Origin of the sequence: Calothrix sp. CCY 0018 (assembly GCF_963920925.1) — a bacterium.
Lineage (GTDB): Bacteria > Cyanobacteriota > Cyanobacteriia > Cyanobacteriales > Nostocaceae > Rivularia.
The window spans coordinates 43,311-69,049 of record NZ_CAWUDI010000006.1 but is presented as its reverse complement, the minus strand read 5'-3'; the positions used below and the strand labels follow the sequence as shown (position 1 = coordinate 69,049).

Sequence of the window (25,739 nt, the reverse complement as noted above, 5' to 3'; positions counted from 1 at the left end):
TTTTACAACTTTAGTTATAGTTCTTTTGGAAGAGAAATATTTTAAAGTATTGAGCTATCGTGATAAAGCACCATTATTAAAAGTCAAATGAGCGAACCTAAAAATAAAAAGGAGCAAAATATCAATAACGAAGCTGAAGCTAGCGATTTACCTCAAGAAATAACTGAGTCATACGGAACCGGAGTTAGCCAACAGCCGGGAATGAATATTGGTGGAAGAGAAATAGAAGAGCAGTTACATGAGCATAATGCAACAAGCCCGGAATTAACCGGGGGTGATGTTGATGCCTATTGGCAAGGTGCAAACGCTGTTGGTGATGAAGCAGTTGGTGGAACCGTTACGACTCCCGATAAAAATGTGACGGAAGAATTAGGAAAAGCAGTTGGTTTGGAAATGGATGATAAACAACCCCTGCAAACAAACGATATTTTAGATAGACGGGATGATGAGCGCTGGGAATTAGATCCTAAATCATCCGAAGATTATCGAAATCACCCCAAGTAAAAAATTATAGAAATTAGCTTATTCTTTCTAAGAATTAATAAACCCGGTTTTTTTATTGAAAAGCCGGGTTTCTGATTGTTCGTAGTAAGGGCTTAAATCCTTTGATATATATAAGGCTAAATCCCTTACTACAAACAAATTAAAAAATTCATCTCAAACAATTGCACTTTTTGAAAACCTCGCTTGGTTGAAATTATTTATTGAATAAATACTCTTTGCGATATCAATACATCTGTCTTCAGTAGGGTTAAATACTCAAGGTTACTTTGATACGGTTGAAATTAATAGATAAATAACTTTATTGCAATCGGAGTAAATTATGGAAGCTACACAAACTAACGACCCTAAAGTTCGCGAAATAGTTCAATCAATTCAAAAATTAGGTGTAGATGAGCAGCTTGCTTTGTTCTATTTCATCTACAAAGAAATGGGTGATTCAATTACACCTGCCGCACCTGGAGCTAGTACCGTTTCTCCAGCAATTGCTGATGGTTTATTCAATCAAGTTAAAGAATTATCTCACGAAGAACAATTACAATTACAACGGGATTTAATTAATAAAGCCGACACCCTACATACCCGCGAATACGGTTCAATGAGCGATACAACCAAGCTGCTATTTTGGTATCGTTTAGCTCAAGGTATGGATGCTAATACTATTATCCCCATGCCTGCTGGCTACGAAATGTCTTCTCAATCGAAAGAAATAATGGATAAAATCAAGCCCTTAGATTTTGGCGTACAAATGAGTCTTTTCCGCGATTATGTAGCCCCAATGGGTGCAGAACCCAAACAGGGTAGTGAAGTTTAATAATTTTGAATTTTCTTTTTTGAACAGTTTTTATTCTTTGTAAGGTTGATACATCACCTTAATAGCGATACATATTAATCCTGTAGAGACGTAGCACTGCTACGTCTTTATTAATATATAGTGCTGAACAAAACTATTTTAGTCAAAGTAATGAATCAGATTTGATGTAACTTTTATCTATTTTACTCTATGTAAGAAGAACGAAAAACCCGCTTATTCCACAAACTTAGATCCCCCCAACCCCCCTTTACAAAGGGGGGCTTTTTATAATTCATATCAAAATTAACTAATTATCAGATATGCTTGAAAATCGGAATAGCTGTTGTATTCTTCCAATTAACAAGAAAGTAATAAGAAACAGGACTAATAATTTCTATGAGTTTGATTTTAACCAACGACGACGGTATTGATGCTCCAGGTATTCAAGCTTTGCTCAATGCTGTAGAAAAATCAGCAATTTCATCTGATATTTTATCTACAATTTTATCTAAAGTTATTATCGCCGCTCCTCAAGGACATTTATCCGGTTGCGGACATCAAGTTACTACCTCCACTCCCTTAACATTACAGCGTCGCTCCGATAATGCCTACGCGATCGCAGGTACTCCCGCAGATTGCGTTCGTCTTTCAATTTCCCATATTAGCCCCGAAATTAAATGGGTACTTTCGGGAATTAACGCTGGAGGAAACATGGGAGTTGATTCTTATATTTCCGGTACTGTAGCTGCGGTTAGAGAAGCTGCAATGCACGGTATTCAAGGAATCGCAATTTCTCAATACAAGAAACCAGGTTTGGAATTCAACTGGGATAAATCAACGAAATGGACGGCTAAACTTCTAGCTGACTTATTTAATCGTCCGTTACCATCAGGAAATTTTTGGAATGTTAATTTACCCCATCTTCCACCAGAAGCAGCGGAACCCGAAGTCATTTTTTGTCGTCCTTGTAACAAACCTCTGCCAGTGAATTATCGTACCGAAGGCGATAAATTTTATTACGTAGGCGAATATGCCAGTCGAGAGAGAACCCCCGGTAGCGATGTTGATATATGCTTTTCAGGAAAAATAGCCGTAACTCAATTGACAATTAACAGTTAACAATTATCAATCATCACCCGTCGGGTGTGAATTATAAGTAGTTATAAGAAAAATATTTATTGGTGCAGCGTTCCTTATCAGCTTAATTCCGAAGCAGGATGATTTGCATTTAACAAAGCATAACGACTTAATTGTTCATTGATAATTGTATGACGCTACCGCGTCACGCTATGTCCTAACGGACACGCTAACGCTAACGCTAATATTGATAATTGATCGCTGATTACTCTTCATCTTCCGTTTCCAAAACTATCATCAAACGGTTTAGGGTTTGCGTTAATTGAGTAAGTCTTTGCAGGGAATTGTCTTGCCCTTCTGCAAGAGTTTGCACGGCATCGCACAATGCCAAGATTTGATAACCTTGCTGCTGTATCTGCTTTCCCTGCTCTTCTACTTGTACGCTTAAATTATCGACTCTATCGGAAAGACGTTCTATTGTCTCAGTAGTAGCCAGTACGGCTTCGCCAATTTGCTCAACTATCGACTCTAAACGTCCTACTTTTACTTTGTCTATTCCAGTTATAACCATTTTTAGCACCTTAATTTTGAGATAGCACCACTGTGGAGCTGTCGTTCATCCCTAACCACAATGGAAATATTTTGTAGTACCTATGTAACTACACTTAAAAGGGATGCTATTAATCATGTTTCCCAAAACATTGAATGAAATGCACATAAAGGGAGTTGACAAGGAATAATTAATTCCCTTTTATGAGCGGCTAATGTATTAAATATTCATCCAAATGGCTCGACTATAGATGTTTGAGGAATTGTATCACCTCTTACACGTAAACTACTTTTTGACCGCATTGTTATTATTTTTCTGTAGATTATAAGCCTTACCATACAACCAAAGTATTCGCTAAATCAATAATTAAATGACTAAGTTCTACTTGATACGTAAAACAGATTCTATATATCAAACAATCATCAAGGCTTACGCATTAACTAGGTAGCAAAATTTAACATCACGGGTGATTAACTCGCCATAATAATTTTTATGCATCTATCTTAAGAGAGAATTATTATTCTTTACCGAAAGTTTATAAATAATGATTATTCTGATGAAATAAATGAAGATTCAGCAAATATACGGGGGCAGACTTTCGATCGCATAAAGCTAAGTCTATATTCAAGGTATTGTTACGTAAGAATACGTTTCTCGCTTAAAACTTAGTTTGGTTGCGTTCCAATTACCGATGATAAGTATTGTTAAAGGTGCAGGTTCTAACAGTTGGGTTTCACTAATTGCCCCTCATCCCTCAGTAAATTCTAGATTTAAACGTTTTCTAGATATTTTAGGAAGTATGGTGGGTTTTGTGGTTTTAGCGATTGTATTTTTGCCGATCGCGATCGCCATCAAAATAGATAGTCCCGGTCCGATTTTTTTTGCACAGGAAAGGTATGGACTTTACGGACGTACATTTCGCATTCGTAAATTTCGTTCAATGGTTTCGGATGCGGAACAATTAAAATCGAAGGTACAAAATGAAGCTAACGGACACTTTTTTAAAAGTAAGAATGATTTTCGGGTTACAAAGGTAGGACGTTTTCTGAGAAGCACGAGTTTAGACGAACTTCCTCAGTTTTGGAACGTTTTTGTAGGTGAAATGAGTTTGGTTGGAACTCGTCCCCCCACAGGTGATGAGGTAAGCCGTTACTCGGAGCATCACTGGCAACGTTTGCACGTCAAACCCGGCTTGACAGGAGAATGGCAAGTAAACGGACGTTCTCACATTAAAGATTTCGAGCAAGTATTCGAGCTAGACTTGCAATATCAAACAAAATGGCATCAATTCTACGATCTATCGTTAATTTTTAAAACAATTTATGTAATTTTTGCCCGTATAGGAGCTTTTTAAGTCAGTTAGTAGATTGGGTTAGACGCAGGTGCGGATTTAATCATCAGTCAATAATTTACTAAAGCGTCGTAGCCCAACATTTTTATGCTTCGGCTGATAGTTAGTATTAAATCAAAATAACCCGCTAACTGCTAACTGCTCACTGCTAACTGCTAATGCAGCAACTCTTCTACCTGATGCTGACTCCATAAATCTCTGTAAAGTCCGGGTTCTTGTAAAAGTTCTATTTGAGTACCAGTTTGAACGATTTTACCTTTTTCCATGACAAAAATTCGGTCGGCAGCAGCAGCAGCAGATAATTGATGGGTAATGAAAACAACTGTTTTACGTTTGGTTCCGCTCGAAAGATTTTTTAAGATTTGTGTGGCAGTTTGATTATCGACGCTAGAAAGTGCATCATCTAAAATCAGTACCGGAGCATCAACCAACATGGCTCTAGCTAAAGCTGTACGCTGTCTTTGACCGCCAGAAAGTGTAATTCCGCGTTCGCCGACTAAAGTGTCATATTGTTTGGGAAAATTAGCTATTTCGGAACTAATTTGCGATAATTCGGCAGCAGTTTTAACTTCTTGCTGTTCTGCTAAAGGATCGCCATAACGGATATTATTTTTAATTGTAGTACTAAAAAGAAAGCTGTCTTGGGGAACGTAAGCGATCGCATCCCGTAAGTCAGTTAAAGCGATTTCTGTAATATCCGTTCCATCTAAAAATAATTCTCCTTTATCAACATCTAATAAACGCGGTAAACAATTAGCTAAGGTTGATTTACCCGAACCGATAGCGCCTACTATGGCGATTGTTTCTCCTGGAGTAATATTAAAATTAACATTGTCTAACGCGGGAGTTTCTGCTCCTGGATAAGTAAATGTGAGGTTTTTAGCGGTTAATTCTCCTTTAATTTGCTCTCGCGACAGTTGAATTGAATTACTGTAATCTTTAATTTTGGGTTCGACGCTGAAAATTGATTCAACGCGATCGACGCTAACTTCACCACGTTGATAAGCAGTAATAGTAAATCCCAGTAAAGCTGTAGGAAATATCAGGCGCTCAATATATAACAATAAAGCTACAAAATCACCCACCTCCAAACTCGAACCAATTCTACCTGCTCCGATCCAGATAATTATCAACGTACTGATATTAGCCAATCCGCCAATTAAAGGAAACAAAGTATTTCGCGTTTGCGCTAATTTTAAGTTAGCTTTTAATAGCTGGTGATTTTGTCTAGCAAAAGCGCGACGTTCGTTATCTTCTTGAGCGTAAATTTTTATTAAGGAAATACCGCTAATATCTTCTTGAATCAGGTTACTGATATCCGAAAGATTTTCCTGTACTGAAGTTTGCTGATTGCGGAGACGCTCGCTAAATAGCAATACCATAAAGAACATGATCGGATAAGGTATTAATGCTAATCCGGCTAGTTCCAGATTGAGAGAAAACATGATCGGTAAAGTTAATGCATAAGCAAACATAGTATTTGCAAAGCTCAAGACTACAAACCCTAATAACCGTCGAATATTATCAACATCACTCGTAGCACGGCTAATTAAATCTCCAGCTTTATTAGTAGCAAAATAAGAAGGCTCCAGTTTCAGCAAATGTTCAAAAATCTGCTGTTTAAGGTCAAATTCTACCTGTCTTCCCACACCAAATATCCAGATACGAGAAGCCATCCGGATCAGCCACATTGAAGAACTGAGTGCAACAATAATTATGGAGTAGCGGATTATTTGTCCGTAATCGAAGTTTTGCGAAAGTTTATCAACGCAATCTCGAATTAATAAGGGTATGTAAGCCCCCAACCCATTAACAACGAGTAAAGCGATAATACCTAAAGCTGTTGGTCGCCAGTGAGGGCGCAGATAAGCAAGAAGTTTGACAAAGCGTCGTGATTTTGACATTCGAGCAATTAATTATCAATTTTCACCCGTTCACCGCAAGGTGCGGATCTTCAATTATCAGTTATCAATGAACAATTATCAATGAATAATTTTTACTCGTTTGTCGTAAGGAACCAAATCGAACTTTCTATTTTCTTTTGAGAATAAGGGAGCGTCTCGCTTCCATGACAAATTAATTACGAGGGGTTTGTAGTGAGGACTTCAATCCTCTAATTAAGGGCTTTGCCATTACTACGAACCTTTAATTTACCTCGCAAAACTTATGTGGCGGAATACTAGCTGATAACTGCTAAACAAAAACTAGAGTACGGCACTTACCACACCCTAGTATATTTTTTTGCTATTTTGCTATCTATATAGATAGTTCTATCGAGGGCGTAAGAAAGAATTGACTTGATTCAAGTAACTTTCCCAAACTCTTGTAGTTAATAGCAGAGTTTCTGCACTCGGTACAAAGTCTTCTAAACGTAAGCCCCGACGACGAATAGTATCTGGTCTTTGTAAAAGATAAGGCGGAATATTTATACTGCTGGGGTTAAATGCTAATGTTGTTTCACCTAGATTTAATTGAGGTGTAACAGTATCGCTAATTATATCTGACATATTAGCTACATTTGTTTCATCTGCAAATGCAACAAGGGTTGCAGATTTCGATTCAAGTAAAGCGACATCAGGATAACCTACCCGTGCAACAGGCGATTGAATCAAGAAATAGGCCACAGCTGGTGTACTTGCTAACAATAATATCGTTAGTGCCCAACCAACTAACATTCCTCCTGGCTTGTCTATAGCTCCACTTTTCATTCTTTGAGCGGCAAAAGTCATCAGTAAAATTGATGCTCCTAAAGGCTTCAAAGGAAAGGATACTACTCTCCATAAAGAAGCAATAGCAGGTTCGTTGGGATTAACAAACGACAATAACAAAATAATCAGAAAAACTACAACTACCAATCGTCCGACAAAGTTTCCGCTTGGGTAGAATTTCTGAAATAGGCTAAATACAATAGTACCTATAAGTAGCCATAGAAGTACTCGGCTTAGCAGTTCAAACATAAATTTACTCTCAAATGTTTCTGTACTCTCAATCCTATATGGCTCTGAGTTTGATTTATTCTACTGTCAAATGGTAGTAGTACCATTGCTTGACTTCAAATACCTCACACCCTACACGCCAAAACTACCTTCGTAGTGATTTTAGTGCAATTTTTATTAATATTGTTTAGTATTTGTAATCTAGAAGATAAGTAATCTCGCTGGCATTAAATTAAATTAATGATGTAACTGTCAAATTCAAGGGAAATTTTATGTCTTCCGAACAAAATACTATTTTAGTTACCGGGGGAGCCGGGTATATTGGCTCGCACACCGTATTAGCTTTGAAACAAGCTGGTTATTCCGTTTTGATTCTTGATAATTTAGTTTACGGACACCGTGACTTAGTGGAACAAGTTCTTAAAGTCGAACTTATCGAGGGAGATACTGGCGATCGCGATTTATTAGATAAATTATTCAAATCCCGTAACATCGCAGCAGTAATGCATTTTTCTGCCTACGCTTATGTAGGAGAATCGGTTTCAGACCCAGCAAAATATTATCGTAATAATGTAATCGGTACAATAACCCTATTAGAAGCAATGCTCGCTGCATCCGTTAAGAAATTTGTATTTTCTTCAACTTGTGCAACATACGGAGTCCCAGAAACAGTACCGATACCGGAAGATCATCCCCAAAATCCGATCAATCCCTACGGTGCAACTAAATTAATGGTGGAGCGGATACTTTCAGATTTTAGCGAAGCATACGATTTTAAATCGGTACGTTTTCGATACTTTAATGCAGCAGGTGCAGATCCTGAAGGTAATTTAGGAGAAGATCACAATCCCGAAACTCATTTAATTCCTTTAGTGTTGCAAACAGCTTTAGGAAAACGCGAGTCAATTTCGATTTTCGGCACCGATTACCCCACTTTGGACGGTACTTGCGTTCGCGACTACATTCACGTTAGCGACTTAGCAGACGCTCACGTATTAGGCTTAGAATATCTGCTCAAAGGTGGTGATAGCACCTTTTTTAATTTAGGTAACGGTAACGGCTTTTCCGTCAAAGAAATAATTGAAGCAGCAAGACTTATTACTGGTAAAGATATTAAAGCAGTAGAGTGCGATCGCCGTCCAGGAGATCCCCCAGCCCTGATCGGAAGTGCAGAAAAAGCCCGAAAAATACTAGGCTGGCAACCACAATATACATCTATCAAAGATATCATGACTCACGCTTGGGAATGGCATCAGAAACGACACGGGAGTTAGGACATGGGGGGATGGGGTGATGGGGGGACAAGGGGAATTTTAACCTTTAACCTTTAACCTTTTCGCACTACGGCGAAAATTCCACCTATAAGTACAACAATTCCCAAACCTATAGCCCAAAATGGCAAGGGAAAAGCTTGTTCTTCGGTTTGATTTAGATTGACATTTTGTACTTCTTGTGCAGTCTGTGTTTCTTGTTGATTTGTTGTAGCTTTCTTCGTTCCAGCAGCTACAGTAACATCAAACTTTAATTCAAATGGTTTGAATTTAGCATCATTTGCAGGTTTACCGGAAAGCTCTAATTGATAAGCTCCGGGTTTGGGGAATGTAATCTCTGCTCCCGGAATACCTTGATAGCGTTCGGCTGATATAGGTTGCAAACTCGGTTGAACAAGAGGCTTTGCTTCTGCTGTACGTGGTTCGCTGTAAACACTCAAGCTACAATTGCACTCTTTAAGAGGAATTATCTTACCTCCCTTACGAGTTAAAGCAAACCAAGTTTGTGCAGCTTCTCCAGCGCGGGGTGTATCGTCTGGTTCAATATGCAAAGTAGCCCCCACATCTTCAGCAGTTTCTATCTTGTGTGCGGAAGCCCGAGGAATTAGTAATGATGGAAGATTCATAATTTGGGACATGGTTGGGAGTAGAGGGGGAAGATGGGTGAAATTTCTACTGATAACTGATAACTGCTCACTGCTCACTGCTCACTGCTTGCTGGAAACATAAAATCTTCGCAAACCTAATGCTGACCAAAAAAGGCGGTTTCTGAGTAATAATATTCCGAGAGTGACAATTACTAAAATCACTGGGGCTATTTTGCTTAGAAGAGTTGATTGCACGGAACCAAGATAATTGGAACCAATAATTAAGGCATGAATTGCACTTAATATTAAAGCTGGAACGCTTAATAAATGAATTAGCCGCCAATATTTGCCTAAAGATTTTTGTAAGTAATCAAAACTAGTTAAAGCAGCAGGAGCCATTAAAATTAACGCTACTGCACCAAAAGCCATTCCTAATTGAAATTCTGATGGTAAGAAGAAAAAACTATTTAGCTTCCAGCCTAATGAATGTTCCATCATATGAGCGGTGTGGGCTAAAGAAACGACGAAAGCACCAACCCCTAAAGCGCGACGATAACGCATTGGTGCTGCCCATAAACCACTGATGGGACGAGCTATCAAGGCTAACATCAGCAGTATTAAACCAGCGTGTCCGGTGTAGTCTACCATTGTGTCGCCAGTTCGTAGCAGGGTAATGGAGCCTATTGCCAGAGTTACCCAGCCACCCAAACGAAATAATTGCGATCGCCTATCTTTACTAATTAAGGATGCAGAGACTCCCACACCCAACATCATCGGAAAGGTTCCCAAACCAAAAGCTAGCATTGTAGCTGCACCCATCCACATATTCCCCGTTTGAGCAGCTTTGATTTGAGCGGTATACAGGAAACCACAAGGCATTAAACCCCAAGTCATCCCTAAAAATGCTGGTGTATACCACGTGTTTTGCAATGATAGTTTTGACATTCCCGCATTCAAGCGATCGTGTAAACCACCTTGTAATAACGGGTGTAAAAATGGAATTTTGGGTAAAAAGTTCGGATTAATTTGTCTAAGTCCAAATAAAATCAACATTAAACCAGTAATAATTGCTATCCACTGACGTAATTCGCTACCAACACCCGCTAATTGACCTCCTTCTACTAATATCGAACCTATAGCTCCAATGGCAGCACCAACCAAGCCATAACTGAGAATTCGTCCGAAATTAAGCAAAATATGGAACTTGGATTGTTGCCACCAATGAGTATTTTTACTTTGGGAAGATAAGGAAAAAGCTACAGTCAAAGGGCCACACATTCCTACACAATGACCAAAACTACCAAGAAATCCCAAAGCTGCAATTAGGAAAAGATCGAGTAACATTTTAGATTTTGGATTTTGGATTATAAAAAAGTTTTTATTAAAAATAGATTTATAGTTAGGTTCGTAGTAATTCGTTTAGTCCTTTATCTGAGGATTAAAATCCTCACTACAAACTATGAATTATTGCTGCTGATTTTTATTTACTGCTTCTGAAACATTAACCACTGCTGTATCTGCAATAACTTTACCGTTGCTAGCCCAATCAGCATGATTGTTAGCATTCAAAGTTACTTTAATCTTGTTTTCACCGGGTTCGAGATTTTCGAGATAATACCAAGAACTATACAGTCTGGTAATTTTTTTACCGTTCACAAAAATATGAGCGTGCCCTTCTCCAGCTTCTGGTGCTTGGTTCACTTTTTCGGGTGCAAATTCAAAGTTAGTTACTTTCGCTTCCAGATTCCACCCTTTCTTAACATCTTTACGTAGCACTACATCAACAGTTGGAATTGCTTGCCCTTGAGGGACTTCCATTGTTCCATGTTTGTGTTCGCCATGTCCGCTTCCCATCTCAGCTACAGTCATAGTCGCACCTTTCGCGATCGCCATTACGGAAATCAATGTAGCCGCCGCGACAAAAAAGTGTTGAGCTTTCATAGCAAAAAAAAGTCAAAAATTACCCGTTTCAACCCTTAAAAGTAAGTGTTTTTGATTAAAATGTCAAAAGACAAGTTGTCGTAGTGAGGAAATAGATCCCTATTCCCTATTCCCTTTTACTGAACCATCGGAATTTCGATTACAAATTCCGTACCCTTTCCTGGTGTTGAATTACAATAAAGTTTACCGCGATGTTTTTCTACCATGATTTGGTAGCTGATAGATAAACCCAATCCCGTTCCTTTTCCAACTTCTTTGGTAGTGAAAAATAAGTCAAATAGTTTCGATTTATTTTTGATCGGAATACCAATACCGTTATCAGAAATACTTATTTTTATATGGTTGCTTGCAGTTGATTTGTAAATTAGCAATACAATTACGCAGCGTAAAAAGTTCTGCTTGTATCGCTTCATATGCGTTTTGTTCGATAGAAATTAGATTATTTGTCAGCTAAATAGTCGTTTAAGAGGGACTAAGTAGTAGGAAAACGATCGCATTAGTTTCTGAATCTTAGTAATGGAGCGCAATAACCTTTATATAGTAAGTATTTAAGCACTTTTGCCAAAAATTAAGCATCCCTTTGTACGGCTATAACCAAAAAAAAAATTGAGTAGTTTGTCTGAAGGGACGAACTACTCAATAATCCGGTAAATTTAAACAGTTAATTATTTTGTGACGGTAGAAAAAAGGTTAATTAGAAAACTACCGAAATGATGTTAAAAGTTGTGAATCTAAAAACTATATGCACGCTCCGATAACTTAATGAATGTGACAATCAATAATTATATTAATAGTTCATATTGCATAAGTATATAGAGACAGATTTTATACATAAAAATAAAATTACCTGTTCTCAAGACTATACACTCGTAGAACTTAACTTGTGTTTTGACTGCAATTATAGGTGTAAGGAGCTTTCCTCAAATGCTACGAACGTTGCGAGCAAACAGCTATGCCATATAATACGCAAGGCTAAATGCGGAAACTGCAACAATCACGGGAGCGACAACGCTAAATTCAAACTTTTTGGTTTTAAATATCTTTACACAAGACATAGGAATTATTATCGGCCAAAAGATAGTTGACATTATAAACATCACAAACGACAAAAATTTGTCTTCTGGAGAGGAACTTGGATTACGAAGAGTAAATCTCAGCCAGTTAATGAAAAAATAGCAAGTCATTAACAAATAACTGACAAAAACGGCGGATTCAGTCTTATTCATAAACGATACTCCTTGGCTATCTAAAATGACGACGATACGAGTGGACAATGACATTCGCAAATATTCATCACTGTTGAAGAAATGTGTGCTAGATGACAGTGTTGTTTTTGACCTCTTTATAACGGTTTATATTTTTATTAACATCTATCTATGTTAATAGAATTGTGAAAACCGAGAAATCCGTGTTAACACTTAAATTTTATTATAAATACCGAATGTACAATTACAAAATTAAGTTCGTGCTAGCTATAAAGGAAACAATACTTATGCTGATAAATCGCATTAAATTAATTGCAATCGGCATATTTACGATATTCAACTATCTATGGGCACATCAGGAATTGTATTATATTTTACCAACTCACTACAAATAAACAAATAAAAATATTTTGTATAAAATACTACATATCGTATCGGATTCGATCGGAAATAAAGTCGTGTAATTCAAAAAAAGATTTTTAGTAGTTAACTAAAATCAAACTTTATTATATGCTCAAAGCTCAAAGCTAAAAGCTAAAAGCTGGATAAATAATATATTTTTAGTAGTAAATTAAAAACTTACTTACAAATTAAAGAGTTAAATTTATTTGCTTAAACCCTGAATAATACTCTTATAAGCAAATACTAATTAATACAAACTTTTACTATTAAATGCTAAATATTTTTTGCGGTAAACACCCCTACGGCGCTTTTAAAGCAGTAATTGCACTACTTTGTCGATCTAAATACGCTATAAATTCTGATAACAGGTTAAGTACTATGACTCTAGTACTATATACCAATGCAATATATCCCAATATTATTACATTTGCTCGCAACATGAATCGCTATTCTTTTTGATGTAATCTTTGATAGTATCTAAATCGATAAAACAGTCAGCAACATCAATTAAGGATTCATTAGTCATTGCTCGCAGACTAACAAGTTCCACTCTAGCACCTTGGTAAGCTACAGCATTTACAGCATAAGTTAACTCTCCATCTCCACTTACCAAAACTGCTGTATCGTAGTAAGGGGCTAAATTCATCATATCTACAGCAATTTCTACGTGCTGATTTGATTTTCTCGAACCATCTGGAAGTTGAATTATTTCCTTTGTTACTACACGATATCCGTTTCTACGCATCCATAGCAAAAAACCTTGCTGCTTTTCGTTATGGCGATCGACACCAGTATAAAAGAAAGCTCTTAACAATCTTGACTCTCTAGTTAAACAGCAAAGTAATTTAGTGTAGTCAATTTCAATACCAAGTTGTAAAGCTGTATGAAACAAATTTGAACCATCAATAAAAATAGCAACTCTACCGCGATTAGAACTAATGTTTAATTGAGAAGCTTCTTTTTTTATTGGCATCTGTGTTTCTTCATCTGCGAGAATAATTTTCATACCTTTTTGTGGTTTTTCTAGTTGCCCTTCAGCGGTAAAATTTGTGATATCCATGATTTTTAAGCTTTGTGAATGACAATAGTGCGGTTAGATTAATGATTTTTTTTTCACAAGTATTAACGCAATTCACAGAAAAGAAAATAATTAAGTATTTATTCTATAAATTCAAAAGTATGATTTACATATTTTATTGAATGCTTGAGATTGAATTTATATACGTAAAACAATCGAAAAGCTCTCTTTTATTGTTAATCGATTATTTAAGCCAGATATTGCATATAAATTTATTGTAACGAAACTTTTATTTGGTTCTACACAAAGTAAATTATTTTGAGGTTAATTGAAAGCTGAAATAATTACAAATTAATAAAACGGCAATAAAACAGTAATATTCACAACATTTTTTGCGGCAGGAATAAATTTGATCGTATTTTTGCTTGATAACAATCGCATTATTCAGCTTAAGTTTTCAAATTATTTATGACCGATACATTTAAAAAAAAACCTTGCTAGATAGTTTCTTAGCAATATTTAGTTACTCTAAGTCTCTTTGAGTAAACTTCTACACAAATAGTTAATACTTGCTTGAGAGATAATTCGCAGATGTAATATTTTGAAATATTTTTGGCAGATGTTAAAAATATTAATCATTAATCTACTTAATTATATTCTTGAACAAGAAGCTGCACCCGGATATTTCTTACAATAAAATAGAAGCAATATACATTATTTAAGATAAAAATATAGATATATCGTCACGAATGCTTATTTTAAATTAAATAGTCATAATTATTCGTTGAATTGTCTAAAAATTCCCAATTATACTGCATAGACTATGCAAATTTAATGTAAACTGTACTGCATAGTTTGTTTATTTTAATTAGTTTTTTTAGTCTGATTTTTTTTATATTTCTTAATAATGATGAATTATGGTGAGTTATCATAAATTATTTGAACAATTCGTAATTTAAAACACATCTTTAAACCTCTCCTATATGGTAGAAGAGGTCTGAAAATATGTTTTAAACTATTTTTTATTAAAAGAATTAATTGGCGATCGCCTTCATCGAAAGTATACGAAGTTCTTCTCGTACACTCATTAAGATTTTTCCTAAATGATTTTCTCCGGTTTTATTTTCACCGCAACCCCAGAAATAATCATTTGGTGAATTTTCCACAAGCAATTTGTCACCAGTCGAAAGCAGGATTTCTCTAATATCCGGGTGAGCAAGAAACTTTTTGTGTACCGCTTCTCGCATAACTTGGGTTTTCACCATTTCCCAATCGGAACGTATTTGATGAGTAGAACACCTTCCTAAAGCAGCAGCTTCCTCTGGAGTCGAAGCTTGATGAATCAAAGGGATAACTTCTTCATCAGGACTTCCTACGAACTTTTGTGCTTGGTAATAATGCTCCACTGTAGACCACAAAGTATTCTGTATTTCAATTGAGTGGAGGGAAAAGTTAGAAAAACAACCGTAGGGCTGCCAAACTTTGTAAAAATAAATAGTCATATGAAAACTGCTGTTTAATATACCACTTCTATGATGCCTGTAGATGTTAACAGCTTGCTTGTTGAATTCAAATTTATTCTGTTTCTACAACCTTTAGACGGAAGTTTTTTCCTTAACCAAAGCTTTACCGTGAGAACTAAACGTCTTAATGGTATACAAAATGGAATCACAATTAGCTAGCAACCAACGTAAACCGCTGATAATAGCTGGAATTTGCTTGGGTATAGGCTTAGGAGGTTTTTTCGATGGGATTGTGCTGCATCAAATTCTCCAATGGCATCATATGTTGAGCAATGTTTTGCCCTTAACAAATCGCTCCAATATAGATTTGAATGTACTGGCTGATGGTTTCTTCCACGTTTTCGATTACGTGATGACTATAGTGGGAGTTGTCTTGTTATGGAAAGTAGCGAAGCGTGATGACGTTCCTTGGTCATCCAAGACCTTTTTTGGCTCAATTTTGATTGGTATTGGTTTATTTGATTTCGTTGAAGGATTAATCGATCATCAAATTCTCGGAGTTCATCACGTCAAACCTGGCCCAAATGAATTTGCTTGGGATATGGGATTTTTAGCACTTGGTGTGCTTCTTATGTTAGTTGGTTGGCTAATTTGTGCGAAGAGCGAACAGTTATCAGTGAACAGTGAGCAGTGAGCAGTGAGCAGTTAGGAATTGGGCATGGGTAATTGGTAATTGGTAATAATTATTTATTCTTCCCCCTCTCCCTCCTCTCTTTGTCCCCCTCTCCCCTTCCACATAACTTAGAATGTGACCATAGTCATGACTAGGGACATTATGAAGACTATTTCCAAAAGTAAACTCAAAAGTCAACTGCTAGAGTTCTTACGTCTTGTGGAGTCAGGGGAAGAAATAATTGTTACCGATCGCGGAAAGCCAGTAGTAAAAATATCTAGATATGGCGATTCACCAACAACCGAAGAGTTATTTGGAGAAATGCGCGGCAAAGTACAGTATTTTGAAGATTTGACGACTCCCACAACTGACGAATGGGGAGAATTGTGAAAATTGTCCTCGATACTTGCGCTTTGATTTGGTGGAGTTTAGATCCAAATGAACTTACGAGCGCTGCAATAGAAGCTTGCAAGCAGATGGAAAAAAACAAAAATGGCCTTGTTCCATCGATCGCGATTTGGGAAATTGCTCTCAAAATCAAAAATAAAAAATTGGATTTAGGAGTCAATCTTAATAAATACGTTGCCTCTTTGAAAAAGTCCGATGTCGTAAGTATTGTTCCGATTGATGAAGATGTGTGGTTAGAAAGCGTAAATCTGGAATGGGAGCATCGAGATCCAGCAGATAGGGTTGTTGTAGCATTAGCCAGCAGAAATCAGGCTTCGATTGTCACAGCAGATACAGAAATAAGAAATTTTTACCCAGATGCGATCTGGTAATTAGAAGTTAGGAGTTAGGAGTTAGGAGTTAGGAGTTTAATCTCCCCTTGTCTCCTTGTCTCCTTGTCTCCTTGTCTCCCCATCCCCCCCCATCTCAAGCGTTCTGCATTTTCCGCCAAACGGTAAAGGCTAAAAGTACAATAATTGTGAAAGTAGTAGCAAAAATGACTTCGGGGGTCATTCTTCGTATACTCATTCCCAACCAGTTGCAAGCTAAAGTTATTGACCAGAGGATAACCGCTGCACGTCTCTGGGATAAGCCCCAAGCTAGTAAGCGATGGTGCAAATGGTCTTTTCCTGGCGTGCTGAGAGGATTTTTACCTTTTGCTAATCTTCTTACAAAAACTTGGGTAGTATCCAGTACTGGCAGTAGAAGAAATGCAACCGGGGGCAATATTGATAACACTGTAGTTATTTGTAATTCGCCTAAAATACTGGTTGCTGCTAATACATAACCGAAGAAATATGCTCCGGCATCACCCATAATAATTTTTGACGGATGGAAGTTATGGCGTAAAAAGCCTAGCGCCGAACCACCTAAAGCTGCTAAAACTAAAGTCGCTGCCGCACGGTTGGGAAACTGGGCGGAAACTGCTAGCAAACTCATCGCCGTGATAAAGCTGACTCCTCCCGCTAAGCCATCCATACCGTCCATTAAATTAATAGCGTTGGTAATTCCTACTACCCACAATACTGTCAATAATGTTGAGAGCGTAGAATCTATAGGAGTATTGAAAGTTAAATTAAAGCCAATATTGTTAGCAACTAGCAAAAGCGCTGTTAAGATTTGCACTAACAATCGAAAAGAGGCAGGTAAGCCGAATTGGTCGTCAATAAAACCTACTAATACCAGTATTGAGCCGCCCAGCAATACGGTTAAAACCTCCGCTAATACATTTTCTAATTCAATCGGTCGTAATAAGCTAGCAAGGGTAACAGCGGCAATTACTCCTGCATAAATTGCTAATCCTCCCGCATTCGGTAAAGGTTCGCTGTTCAAACGCCTTGCATTTGGTTGATCTGCCCAACCGACACGTATCGCAAATTTACGTATCCGGGGAATTAAACTCCAGGTAACAACTAAAGCCAACAAAAACGTAAACACTACTGCCAACCAGCCGGAACCGCTGGGTTCAGCAATACCGAGAGATTTAAGGGAATTGTATATATTCATCTCCCGATTCCTTGATTACTGCGAGTATCTATCACGATCGCCAACTGTATATTAATCATTTTTGCTTTTAATATCTGTAATATAAACAGCTTGCATTGTTAGCACTCTTGAGCAGTGAGTGCTAAATTGTAAAACAATAGTGCTTGTGAGTTTAAAAATGCCAAAAATCGTTTCCTTTAATGAAGAGTCACGTCGGTCGTTAGAGAGGGGTATTAACGCCCTTGCTGATGCCGTCAGAATAACCTTGGGTCCCAAAGGTCGCAACGTTCTTTTAGAAAAGAAATTTGGTGCGCCTCAGATTGTAAACGATGGTATCACCGTTGCTAAAGAAATTGAACTTTACGATCCTTTGGAGAACACTGGAGCAAAATTAATCCAGGAAGTAGCTGAAAAAACCAAAGAAATCGCGGGAGATGGTACTACTACCGCTACCGTGTTGGCTCAAGCTATTATCCGCGAAGGACTCAAAAACGTTGCTGCTGGCTCCAACCCTATGAGCTTGAAGCGCGGTATCGACAAAACTATCGAAGCGCTGGTGCAAGAAATCGTTAAGATTGCTAAACCAGTCGAAGGAAGTGCGATCGCGCAAGTTGCCACCGTATCTGCTGGTAATGATGAAGAAGTCGGCAAAATGATTTCGGAAGCGATGGAGAAAGTGACTAAAGACGGGGTAATTACCGTTGAGGAATCAAAATCTCTATCTACCGAATTAGAAGTTGTAGAAGGGATGCAAATTGACAGGGGATATATTTCTCCCTACTTCATCACCAACAATGACCGGATGACAGTAGAATTTGAAAACGCCCGCATCTTGATTACTGATAAGAAGATCGGCAATATTCAAGAATTAGTGCCAATTTTAGAAAAAGTTGCTCGTAGCGGTCAACCTCTGTTAATTATCGCTGAAGATGTCGAAGGTGAAGCCTTAGCAACTTTGGTTGTAAATAAAGCCAGAGGTGTGTTGGGAATTGCTGCTATCAAAGCTCCTGGTTTCGGCGAACGTCGTAAAGCCATGCTACAAGATATTGCGATTCTTACCGGCGGACAAATGATTTCCGAGGAAATCGGTTTGAGTTTGGATACCGCAACTGAAGAGATGTTAGGAACCGCTCGCAAAATCGAGATTGACAAAGAAAACACTATTATCGTTGCTGCTGGTGAGTTGAAAGCCGATGTCGAAAAGCGCATCGGTCAAATTCGCAAACAGCTTGAGGAAACCGACTCAGAATACGATACAGAAAAATTACAAGAACGTATCGCCAAACTTGCTGGTGGTGTAGCTGTAATTAAAGTTGGTGCTGCAACCGAAACCGAATTACAAGACCGTAAATTACGGATTGAAGATGCATTAAACGCTACCAAAGCAGCGGTAGAAGAAGGCATCGTTCCCGGTGGCGGTACTACCTTGATTCACCTGATCAAAAAAGTAGAGGAAATCAAGAAGAGCCTCAAAGACGAAGAAAGAATTGGTGCTGACATAGTAGCACGAGCCTTAGAAGCGCCATTACGTCAAATTGCTGAGAATGCCGGTGTAGAAGGTTCAGTTATTGTTTCTAAAGTTAAAGAGACTGAATTTAATATTGGTTACAACGCAGCTAACGGCGAATTTGAGGATTTAATTTCCGTCGGAATTATCGATCCAGCCAAAGTAGTGCGTTCCTCCTTACAAAACGCCGGTTCCATCTCCGGAATGGTATTAACTACCGAAGCCTTGGTAGTAGAAAAACCAGATCCTAAAGCTGGTGCTGGTGCCCCCGACATGGGCGGCATGGGCGGCATGGGCGGCATGGGCGGCATGGGCGGCATGGGTATGCCAGGAATGGGTGGAATGGGCATGATGTAAGTTAGGGGTTAGTAGTTAGTGGTTAGTGGTTAGTAGTTGGGAGTTGGGAGTTGGGAGTTAGGAGTTACCTGGCGATTGAAATCGCGGCTACACAAGCGAAACCCACCTGAGCCGCACCTAGCGGTGAACGTGGGTTAGGAATTAATAGTCCACCTCCGTGGACTTCGTCTGTGTAGAAGGGGTTTCAACCGCCGAATACATTTCTAACAACCAACAACTAACAACCAGCAACCAACAACTAACAACTAACTAAATTGCTAAATTCTCTTTAGCCCATAGGGCGGCTTGGGTTCTATCTCTTAACTCAAGTCGCCCTAAAATTTGGGTAACGTAGTTTTTTATGGTTCCTTCGCTGAGATATAAAGTTTTAGAAATTTCTCGATTGCTTTTTCCTTGGGATATTAAAGTTAATACTTCTAATTCCCTTTCGGTTAATTTTTCCTGAATATCGTTTTCTTTAACTGGAATTGGCGGGCGTAATTGGGCGAATACTTTGGGGGCAATAGTTGGCCCTAATTGAGAATGTCCTTGGTGTATGGCGTGAATTGCAGCGGCTAATTGAGTTGCGGGAGTATTTTTAAGGAAGTAACCGAGTGCCCCAGCTTGTAAAGATTGCCAAATATATTCATCTTCATCGAAAGTCATCAGCACCAAAATTTTTATCCAAGGGAAAGAGTGATGAATTTCGCGGGTTGCGGCAACTCCATCGCAAACAGGCATCCGCACATCCATAAGAATTACATCAGGTTGCAATTGTTGGGTAAGAGAAATCGCTTCATTACCATGATTGGCTTGCCCGACAATTTCTATATCTTCTTCTAATGATTAATTTCGCCCAACTTGTTCTATTAAAGTGGCTAAAGCTTGATTAAGATTAAAATTTATTTGCCGTCTTGACTGCACGGAATTTCTGACATTATAAAAAATGTTTTCCGGAGATGTCTAATTAAAAGCAACCATTCCACATAGCTTATGGTGCGACGGATAGATAAAGAAGCAGTTTGGTTAAAGCGCATGAAATTACAACAATTGCGATTTAGATAAATTGTCTTAAAAATATTATGTATCAAAAGATATATTGGCAACATGACTAAAGTCATTTCGCTACGGGCTATTTTGCAAATGTGCGTGCTGTTCGAATAGAAACTTCAGTAGGAGTTTTAGGAAGCGCTCGCAGTTTTATCCAAGCATCAACCTTTCTTTATTCGTTTTTCAGTATTTTCTCTGCTGAGTGGTGCGTTATTTTTCGATGCTGTCACCGATTTAGGTACGGCAGACAGCGTAACAGGTAATCCTGCTGGAGCAAGAGATAAACGCTTTTTGATTGTTAAACGAACATTATGAGTTAAGATTGGTCGGTGAGATATGTTCGTGGAAAATAAACTAATCTCTTGTAGGTAGTGGTTTTTATCAATTTATGTATTAGAAAAAATAGGAAATTTAAGAAATCATTATTATCTACATTATTTAATAGGGTCAAAATATATGCTAGAAAAATTATTTCGTCCGGCTCTTCAAGCAAATGAACCCTACGAAGAAGATTTTTATCACCATCCAGGAACAATACCGGGAACTCTTAATGAAGATAGAGACGCGCCACCTACTAAGATTTCTTTAATTGATTACAATGAAGACAAAGTTATTCCTAAAAGGATTTCTGTACCAGAAGATTGCGCTAAGTATCTGAATACTGAATCAGTTTCTTGGGTAGATGTTGCGGGTTTGGGTAATACAAATATTTTGCAAAGAATTGGCAAAGTTTTTGATCTGCATCCTTTGGTTTTGGAAGATGTGGTAAATGTTCCAGAACGTCCGAAAATAGAAAATTATGAAGATCAGTTGGTGATAATTTCGCGGATGGTGATGCCAACAGAGAATAGTGATGGTTTTCACAGCGAACAAGTAAGTCTTGTTTTGGGAAAAAATTATCTGCTTACCGTGCAAGAAGAACCCAACTTTGATTGCTTTGACCCGGTACGCTTGAGAATTCGCAACAATAAAGGTATCATCCGCAAGCAGGGAGCTGATTATTTAGCTTATGCTCTTTTAGATGCAATCATTGATGGGTTTTTCCCCGTACTCGAAGATTATGGCGAACGCATTGAAGACTTAGAGGAGGAAGTAATATTAAATCCGACTCGAAAAACACTGCAAAAAATTTATAGAATTAGACGAGAATTGTTACAATTACGTCGCGCTATATGGCCGCAACGTAGCGCTATAAATGCTTTGATTAGAGATAGTAATGAACTTATTTCTGAGGAGGTGAGAATTTACTTAAGAGATTGTTACGACCATGCGGTGCAGGTAATGGATATGGTAGAAACTTATCGGGAACTTGCATCGGGGCTGATGGACGTGTACCTTTCTGCAATCAGCAACAGAATGAATGAAATCATGAAGTTGCTCACGGTGTTTTCGTGGATTTTCCTACCTTTAACCTTTATTGCTGGGTTGTACGGCATGAACTTTGAGTATATGCCTGGTTTAAAAACACCTTGGGGCTTCTGGTTATGCGTTGCAGCAATGGTGGCGATCGCAGTTGGTTTAGTAGTGTTTTTCCGCAAGAGAGGGTGGTTGGAAAGCCCTCCAACTCTCAAAGATGTTCGAGGTGAGCGAAAATTTTAGGGGGATTACATTAAACGCTTATGCAACAATCGACGAGTCCTAATTTACTTGTACTGACGCTTTATATGATTGGTGTCAGTTATGTGCTAAACTTAATGGTCGAATCAATCGATGAAAAAATTAAGTTTGTCTATGATAAGGCAACTGTTGACAAACAGTTAAAAGAACTAGAACTTGATGATAAGGTTTCTATCGCCTTTAAACTTAGTCCTTCTTATGATATTGATGGCTTAAGAGATTTATTAATTATCCTTGGCAATAAATCGGATCATCTTGCGATGTATATTGACTGGGATAACTGTTCTTTTGTTGTAAAACACAAAAACGTATCGCGTCGAGTAATTCGTAAATCACCAGATATGTCACGAGATTTAGCTGTACCCCAAAGCCCCAGTTTGGTTGCTCCCTCTCAAAACCTCGTAGAAGGCATTACCACTGAAGATGTGTTTGGAAGAGATCAAGAAACAGGAATATATGAAGCCAAAAAAGCTTTAGTTAATATAAGCGGACTAAAAAGTAGTCCAGTCAGAGCGCAAAGAAAGTTATACAAAAACTTTATCAGCAGAAGAGAACAATTGGAATGTTCTCTACAATTAGTGCTGCGATTTTCCGAATTGCGCGTGGGATTAAGCCCTGGTGAAAATGTTCCTCCCATGTCCATTATTACTTGTCCTTTTATAATTAGAAAACTTCCTTGGACTTATGCCTTACCTTGGAATCAAAAAAGAAAAAAATAACTATTAGTCAAAGGTTATATCAAAGCTAAACTAGAATGTTATGGGAGAGTTGGCGAGGCGGTTGCAGATTAGTTTGAAAAAAAACTAATTTGAGGAAAGTCCGGGCTTCCCAAAGACCAAACTTGCTGGGTAACGCCCAGTGCGTGCGAACGTGAGGATAGTGCCACAGAAAAATACCGCCTTTTCAATGAACAATGAACAATTATCAATTATCAGTTTTCGCTGTTCATTGATAATTGTAAATTGATAATTGTAGCCCGTAAGGGCGTGGCGTTAGCCATAAAAGGTAAGGGTGCAAAGGTGAGGTAAGAGCTCACCAGCAGCATCGAGAGGTGCTGGCTCGGTAAACCCCGGTTGGAAGCAAGGTGAGAGGAACTATGGTTGGTCTTTTACCAGTTCCGCTTTATGAGAGCCGCTTGAGGCGTTTGGTAACAAGCGTCCCAGATAGATAGCTGCCCTGGGAATTCGGAGAGAAATTTCCGCATTTCTTGAACAGAACCCGGCTTATGTCCGACTCTCTCTCCTCCCTCTAGGAATTTTGGATTTTGGATGCAGGGATTTTGGATTTTGGATTGAAAGAGTTAGGAGTTAGGAGTTAGGAGTTAACAATTAAAGCATTTAACTAGTTATTAATATTATCAATGCCCAATGCCCAATTACCAATTACCAATTACTAATTACCAATTGATTGATGTCTGTTATTTATCCGCGTCGTCAGCGACAACTTGAGAGTTTGGTTAAAAAGCTAGGTTTATCGGTAAAAGCGCCTATTAAATGGGATTTACTGGACTTGGCGTTGACTCATCCGTCTATTTCTGAGTCGGCGAATTACGAACAACTTGAGTTTGTTGGAGATGCGGTGGTACGTTTGGTGGCTGCTCTTGTTCTATGGGAAGATTTTAGTGATGCTCGCGTAGGAGATTTTGCTGCAATTCGTTCGGTATTAGTTAGCGATCGCATTCTTGCAAAATTAGCTGGCTCTTACGGTTTGGAGCTACATTTATTGGTTGCTGGTAGTGCTTACGGAGATAGAGCAGGGCAAGAATCTAGATTAGCTGATGCTTTTGAAGCGGTTTTGGGTGCGCTTTATCTGAGTACTAATAATTTGGAATTGATTCGCTCTTGGTTAGATCCTCATTTTAAACAACTCGCTACAGAAATTAATTCAGATCCAGCAAGACAAAATTATAAAGCTGCTCTACAGGAATGGACTCAAGGAGAATATAAAACCTTACCTGAATATCGCGTCACTCAGTTTACTTCACCTCAACACAATCAAGAACGCTTTCGAGCCGAGGTTTGGTTGCACGATCAAAAATTAGGTGAAGGTAAAGGACGTTCCATTAAAGCTGCCGAGCAAGCTGCTGCCAAAATGGCTTTCATGGCAATTCAGCCTCAGTAATAATACTGTATTCAAATAAGTATCTGTTAAGCTATTGATTATAAAGTTGTTGTATATTTAATTTTAGATTTACAAAAATTCTACAGTTGTAATTTTTTTGTATTTGATATAGCTAGTAGTCCTTTTCATTAGTTCTACGGGGTAAAGGAAAGTTTGTTCGTAGTAGCGCTTCAGCGCATCCGGATTCCGGAGGCGCTGAAGCGCTACTACGAACCCAGCAAAACTTATGTGGTTGAGTACTAGCTCTAACAACTAATAACTAATAACTAATAACGAGCGGATGACTAATTCAATAAAAGTTGCTGTGGTTGGGGTTGGACGTTGGGGTGTTCATTTATTAAGAAATTTTTTAGAGCATCCCCAGGTAGAAGTTGTAGCAGTAGTAGATCCAAATGCTGAATGTTTGGCGAAAGTAGAACGGCAATATGATTTAAGTGAAAAATCTGAAAATAATGTTTTATTAACTACCGAATGGCAAAAACTTCAACAGCTATCAGAATTAAATGCGGTAGTAATTGCGACTCCTGCCGTTACCCATTATTCATTGATAGTAGATGCTCTAAATTGGGGATGTCATGTTTTAGCTGAAAAACCTTTGACTATTAATCCCTCAGAATGCCGTCAGTTGTGCGAATTGGCAGAAAAACAGCAGTTGATTCTGATGGTAGATCACACCTACTTATTTCATCCGGTGGTAGAAAAAGGACAAGCAGTATTGCAAGCTGGTGCTGTAGGAGATTTACGCTACGGTTACGCAACACGCACCCATTTGGGGCCAGTACGTCAAGATGTTGATGCACTATGGGATTTAGCTATTCACGATATAGCAATTTTTAACAATTGGTTGGGCGAATCACCAATTATTGCCCAAGCAACAGGAAAAGTTTGGCTACAACAAAAAGCTGTTGATTCTCCCCCTCTATCCGATTTAGTCCAAGTAACGCTAACATATCCCTCGGGTTTCCAAGCGTTCATTCATCTATGCTGGCTAAACCCTGATAAGCAACGGCGTTTGGTAGTTGTAGGTAGTCAAGGTAGCTTAATTTTCGATGAAATGTTAAACGATAAGCCTTTAACGTTAATGCAGGGTGAATTTGACCTAACTGAAAATCGCTTTATCCCAGTAAATCAACAGCAAAAAGTGCTAGAAGTCGAAAAAGGGGAACCATTACAACGAGTTTGTAACAGTTTTATTGAATGCATCCAGCAAAATACTCCGTCATTAACATCTAATGGTTGGGTAGGTACGCAGCTAGTAGAAATTCTCACCGCTCTTACTCAATCCTTAGAAGCAGAAGGTGAACCTATTTCTATACAAAACCAACATAGCGATAAACGTAAATAAAAATGTTTGAACCCGGATGCGTTCGCCGTCAGGCTTGCCGTAGGCTAGACGGCGCTACTACGA

23 protein-coding genes, 1 other RNA gene and 1 pseudogene are annotated in these 25,739 nt (G+C 38.3%); 14 read left to right on the top strand and 11 right to left on the bottom strand.

Going from position 1 to position 25,739, the window contains the following annotated elements:
* Nucleotides 1-87 precede the first annotated feature (87 nt).
* The 3 genes from ACM03V_RS06145 to surE all read left to right on the top strand — a co-directional run bounded on the left by ACM03V_RS06145 (nucleotide 88) and on the right by surE (nucleotide 2,413).
* Nucleotides 88-504 (top strand): DUF6335 family protein, encoded by a 417-nt coding sequence (locus ACM03V_RS06145; protein WP_414619876.1) that lies wholly within the window; start codon nucleotides 88-90, stop codon nucleotides 502-504.
* A gap of 319 nt (nucleotides 505-823) precedes the next feature.
* The gene (locus ACM03V_RS06140; protein WP_414619875.1) at nucleotides 824-1,315 is read left to right on the top strand and encodes an orange carotenoid protein N-terminal domain-containing protein; all 492 of its coding nucleotides are present in this window, start codon (nucleotides 824-826) and stop codon (nucleotides 1,313-1,315) included.
* Between the two features lie 375 nt (nucleotides 1,316-1,690).
* Nucleotides 1,691-2,413, top strand: a complete 723-nt coding sequence (gene surE / locus ACM03V_RS06135) for a 5'/3'-nucleotidase SurE (protein WP_414619874.1) — start codon at nucleotides 1,691-1,693, stop codon at nucleotides 2,411-2,413.
* A 223-nt stretch (nucleotides 2,414-2,636) separates the two neighbouring features.
* On the opposite strand, the gene ACM03V_RS06130 is transcribed toward surE, so the two are convergent.
* A complete protein-coding gene (locus ACM03V_RS06130; RefSeq protein WP_414619873.1) occupies nucleotides 2,637-2,942 on the bottom strand; it encodes a hypothetical protein in 306 nt (101 codons plus the stop codon).
* 670 nt (nucleotides 2,943-3,612) lie between these two features.
* On the opposite strand from ACM03V_RS06130, the gene ACM03V_RS06125 reads away from it, so the two are divergent.
* Complete coding sequence (locus ACM03V_RS06125; RefSeq protein ID WP_414619872.1) at nucleotides 3,613-4,275, top strand: sugar transferase; 663 nt, start codon at nucleotides 3,613-3,615, stop codon at nucleotides 4,273-4,275.
* Nucleotides 4,276-4,427: 152 nt separating this feature from the next.
* Here ACM03V_RS06125 and ACM03V_RS06120 read toward each other — a convergent pair whose 3' ends face one another.
* Entirely contained in the window at nucleotides 4,428-6,176 is a 1,749-nt protein-coding gene (locus ACM03V_RS06120; protein WP_414619871.1) for an ABC transporter ATP-binding protein, read from the bottom strand.
* 366 nt (nucleotides 6,177-6,542) lie between these two features.
* Nucleotides 6,543-7,229, bottom strand: a complete 687-nt coding sequence (locus ACM03V_RS06115) for a hypothetical protein (protein WP_414619870.1) — start codon at nucleotides 7,227-7,229, stop codon at nucleotides 6,543-6,545.
* 251 nt (nucleotides 7,230-7,480) lie between these two features.
* On the opposite strand from ACM03V_RS06115, the gene galE reads away from it, so the two are divergent.
* Complete coding sequence (galE, locus tag ACM03V_RS06110) at nucleotides 7,481-8,482, top strand: UDP-glucose 4-epimerase GalE (protein WP_414619869.1); 1,002 nt, start codon at nucleotides 7,481-7,483, stop codon at nucleotides 8,480-8,482.
* Between the two features lie 53 nt (nucleotides 8,483-8,535).
* Here the strand turns inward: galE and ACM03V_RS06105 are convergent, their stop codons facing one another.
* The 6 genes and pseudogenes from ACM03V_RS06105 to ACM03V_RS06080 all read right to left on the bottom strand — a co-directional run bounded on the left by ACM03V_RS06105 (nucleotide 8,536) and on the right by ACM03V_RS06080 (nucleotide 15,134).
* Nucleotides 8,536-9,105, bottom strand: a complete 570-nt coding sequence (locus ACM03V_RS06105) for a hypothetical protein (protein ID WP_414619868.1) — start codon at nucleotides 9,103-9,105, stop codon at nucleotides 8,536-8,538.
* A gap of 81 nt (nucleotides 9,106-9,186) precedes the next feature.
* Nucleotides 9,187-10,410 carry a sulfite exporter TauE/SafE family protein gene (locus ACM03V_RS06100; RefSeq protein WP_414619867.1) on the bottom strand — a complete coding sequence of 408 codons (1,224 nt, stop codon included), beginning with the start codon at nucleotides 10,408-10,410 and terminating at the stop codon, nucleotides 9,187-9,189.
* A gap of 120 nt (nucleotides 10,411-10,530) precedes the next feature.
* A complete protein-coding gene (locus ACM03V_RS06095) occupies nucleotides 10,531-11,007 on the bottom strand; it encodes a hypothetical protein (RefSeq protein WP_414619866.1) in 477 nt (158 codons plus the stop codon).
* Between the two features lie 116 nt (nucleotides 11,008-11,123).
* Nucleotides 11,124-11,354 (bottom strand): annotated as a pseudogene (locus tag ACM03V_RS06090) (sensor histidine kinase); the annotation flags it as partial.
* Between the two features lie 1,681 nt (nucleotides 11,355-13,035).
* Nucleotides 13,036-13,674, bottom strand: coding sequence for an NYN domain-containing protein (locus ACM03V_RS06085; RefSeq protein WP_414619865.1), 639 nt, complete (start codon nucleotides 13,672-13,674; stop codon nucleotides 13,036-13,038).
* 992 nt (nucleotides 13,675-14,666) lie between these two features.
* On the bottom strand, nucleotides 14,667-15,134 hold the full coding sequence (locus ACM03V_RS06080; protein WP_414619864.1) for an NADAR family protein: 468 nt from the start codon (nucleotides 15,132-15,134) through the stop codon (nucleotides 14,667-14,669).
* A gap of 160 nt (nucleotides 15,135-15,294) precedes the next feature.
* On the opposite strand from ACM03V_RS06080, the gene ACM03V_RS06075 reads away from it, so the two are divergent.
* From ACM03V_RS06075 to ACM03V_RS06065, 3 genes are all read left to right on the top strand, one after another.
* Nucleotides 15,295-15,789 (top strand): DUF2243 domain-containing protein, encoded by a 495-nt coding sequence (locus ACM03V_RS06075; RefSeq protein WP_414619863.1) that lies wholly within the window; start codon nucleotides 15,295-15,297, stop codon nucleotides 15,787-15,789.
* A 141-nt stretch (nucleotides 15,790-15,930) separates the two neighbouring features.
* Nucleotides 15,931-16,158: a type II toxin-antitoxin system Phd/YefM family antitoxin gene (locus tag ACM03V_RS06070; protein ID WP_414619862.1), complete on the top strand. Its 228-nt coding sequence runs from the start codon at nucleotides 15,931-15,933 to the stop codon at nucleotides 16,156-16,158.
* A complete protein-coding gene (locus ACM03V_RS06065) occupies nucleotides 16,155-16,547 on the top strand; it encodes a type II toxin-antitoxin system VapC family toxin (RefSeq protein WP_414619861.1) in 393 nt (130 codons plus the stop codon). Before ACM03V_RS06070 ends, ACM03V_RS06065 begins: the two co-directional genes overlap by 4 nt.
* Nucleotides 16,548-16,641: 94 nt before the next feature.
* Here the strand turns inward: ACM03V_RS06065 and ACM03V_RS06060 are convergent, their stop codons facing one another.
* Entirely contained in the window at nucleotides 16,642-17,721 is a 1,080-nt protein-coding gene (locus ACM03V_RS06060; protein WP_414619860.1) for an MraY family glycosyltransferase, read from the bottom strand.
* A gap of 157 nt (nucleotides 17,722-17,878) precedes the next feature.
* Between ACM03V_RS06060 and groL the strand changes: the two genes are divergently transcribed.
* A complete protein-coding gene (gene groL / locus ACM03V_RS06055; protein WP_414619859.1) occupies nucleotides 17,879-19,564 on the top strand; it encodes a chaperonin GroEL in 1,686 nt (561 codons plus the stop codon).
* 249 nt (nucleotides 19,565-19,813) lie between these two features.
* Here the strand turns inward: groL and ACM03V_RS06050 are convergent, their stop codons facing one another.
* Nucleotides 19,814-20,374 carry a response regulator gene (locus ACM03V_RS06050; protein ID WP_414619982.1) on the bottom strand — a complete coding sequence of 187 codons (561 nt, stop codon included), beginning with the start codon at nucleotides 20,372-20,374 and terminating at the stop codon, nucleotides 19,814-19,816.
* Nucleotides 20,375-21,049: 675 nt separating this feature from the next.
* Between ACM03V_RS06050 and corA the strand changes: the two genes are divergently transcribed.
* From corA to ACM03V_RS06025, 5 genes are all read left to right on the top strand, one after another.
* Nucleotides 21,050-22,192, top strand: coding sequence for a magnesium/cobalt transporter CorA (gene corA / locus ACM03V_RS06045; protein ID WP_414619858.1), 1,143 nt, complete (start codon nucleotides 21,050-21,052; stop codon nucleotides 22,190-22,192).
* 20 nt (nucleotides 22,193-22,212) lie between these two features.
* Nucleotides 22,213-22,929 (top strand): hypothetical protein, encoded by a 717-nt coding sequence (locus ACM03V_RS06040; protein WP_414619857.1) that lies wholly within the window; start codon nucleotides 22,213-22,215, stop codon nucleotides 22,927-22,929.
* 45 nt (nucleotides 22,930-22,974) lie between these two features.
* Nucleotides 22,975-23,451: RNase P RNA component class A (gene rnpB, locus ACM03V_RS06035), an RNA gene on the top strand.
* A 169-nt stretch (nucleotides 23,452-23,620) separates the two neighbouring features.
* Entirely contained in the window at nucleotides 23,621-24,331 is a 711-nt protein-coding gene (gene rnc / locus ACM03V_RS06030) for a ribonuclease III (RefSeq protein WP_414619856.1), read from the top strand.
* A 280-nt stretch (nucleotides 24,332-24,611) separates the two neighbouring features.
* Complete coding sequence (locus ACM03V_RS06025; protein ID WP_414619855.1) at nucleotides 24,612-25,676, top strand: Gfo/Idh/MocA family protein; 1,065 nt, start codon at nucleotides 24,612-24,614, stop codon at nucleotides 25,674-25,676.
* Nucleotides 25,677-25,739: the final 63 nt, after the last annotated feature.

What these genes read in the sequence shown, in the direction of transcription:
- ACM03V_RS06145 (WP_414619876.1), top strand. Translation starts at nt 88, where the DNA reads ATGAGCGAACCTAAAAATAAAAAGGAGCAAAATATCAATAACGAAGCT.
- ACM03V_RS06140 (WP_414619875.1), top strand. Translation starts at nt 824, where the DNA reads ATGGAAGCTACACAAACTAACGACCCTAAAGTTCGCGAAATAGTTCAA.
- surE (WP_414619874.1), top strand. Translation starts at nt 1,691, where the DNA reads ATGAGTTTGATTTTAACCAACGACGACGGTATTGATGCTCCAGGTATT.
- ACM03V_RS06130 (WP_414619873.1), bottom strand. Translation starts at nt 2,942, where the DNA reads ATGGTTATAACTGGAATAGACAAAGTAAAAGTAGGACGTTTAGAGTCG.
- ACM03V_RS06125 (WP_414619872.1), top strand. Translation starts at nt 3,613, where the DNA reads ATGATAAGTATTGTTAAAGGTGCAGGTTCTAACAGTTGGGTTTCACTA.
- ACM03V_RS06120 (WP_414619871.1), bottom strand. Translation starts at nt 6,176, where the DNA reads ATGTCAAAATCACGACGCTTTGTCAAACTTCTTGCTTATCTGCGCCCT.
- ACM03V_RS06115 (WP_414619870.1), bottom strand. Translation starts at nt 7,229, where the DNA reads ATGTTTGAACTGCTAAGCCGAGTACTTCTATGGCTACTTATAGGTACT.
- galE (WP_414619869.1), top strand. Translation starts at nt 7,481, where the DNA reads ATGTCTTCCGAACAAAATACTATTTTAGTTACCGGGGGAGCCGGGTAT.
- ACM03V_RS06105 (WP_414619868.1), bottom strand. Translation starts at nt 9,105, where the DNA reads ATGAATCTTCCATCATTACTAATTCCTCGGGCTTCCGCACACAAGATA.
- ACM03V_RS06100 (WP_414619867.1), bottom strand. Translation starts at nt 10,410, where the DNA reads ATGTTACTCGATCTTTTCCTAATTGCAGCTTTGGGATTTCTTGGTAGT.
- ACM03V_RS06095 (WP_414619866.1), bottom strand. Translation starts at nt 11,007, where the DNA reads ATGAAAGCTCAACACTTTTTTGTCGCGGCGGCTACATTGATTTCCGTA.
- ACM03V_RS06085 (WP_414619865.1), bottom strand. Translation starts at nt 13,674, where the DNA reads ATGGATATCACAAATTTTACCGCTGAAGGGCAACTAGAAAAACCACAA.
- ACM03V_RS06080 (WP_414619864.1), bottom strand. Translation starts at nt 15,134, where the DNA reads ATGACTATTTATTTTTACAAAGTTTGGCAGCCCTACGGTTGTTTTTCT.
- ACM03V_RS06075 (WP_414619863.1), top strand. Translation starts at nt 15,295, where the DNA reads ATGGAATCACAATTAGCTAGCAACCAACGTAAACCGCTGATAATAGCT.
- ACM03V_RS06070 (WP_414619862.1), top strand. Translation starts at nt 15,931, where the DNA reads ATGAAGACTATTTCCAAAAGTAAACTCAAAAGTCAACTGCTAGAGTTC.
- ACM03V_RS06060 (WP_414619860.1), bottom strand. Translation starts at nt 17,721, where the DNA reads ATGAATATATACAATTCCCTTAAATCTCTCGGTATTGCTGAACCCAGC.
- groL (WP_414619859.1), top strand. Translation starts at nt 17,879, where the DNA reads ATGCCAAAAATCGTTTCCTTTAATGAAGAGTCACGTCGGTCGTTAGAG.
- corA (WP_414619858.1), top strand. Translation starts at nt 21,050, where the DNA reads ATGCTAGAAAAATTATTTCGTCCGGCTCTTCAAGCAAATGAACCCTAC.
- ACM03V_RS06040 (WP_414619857.1), top strand. Translation starts at nt 22,213, where the DNA reads ATGCAACAATCGACGAGTCCTAATTTACTTGTACTGACGCTTTATATG.
- rnc (WP_414619856.1), top strand. Translation starts at nt 23,621, where the DNA reads ATGTCTGTTATTTATCCGCGTCGTCAGCGACAACTTGAGAGTTTGGTT.
- ACM03V_RS06025 (WP_414619855.1), top strand. Translation starts at nt 24,612, where the DNA reads ATGACTAATTCAATAAAAGTTGCTGTGGTTGGGGTTGGACGTTGGGGT.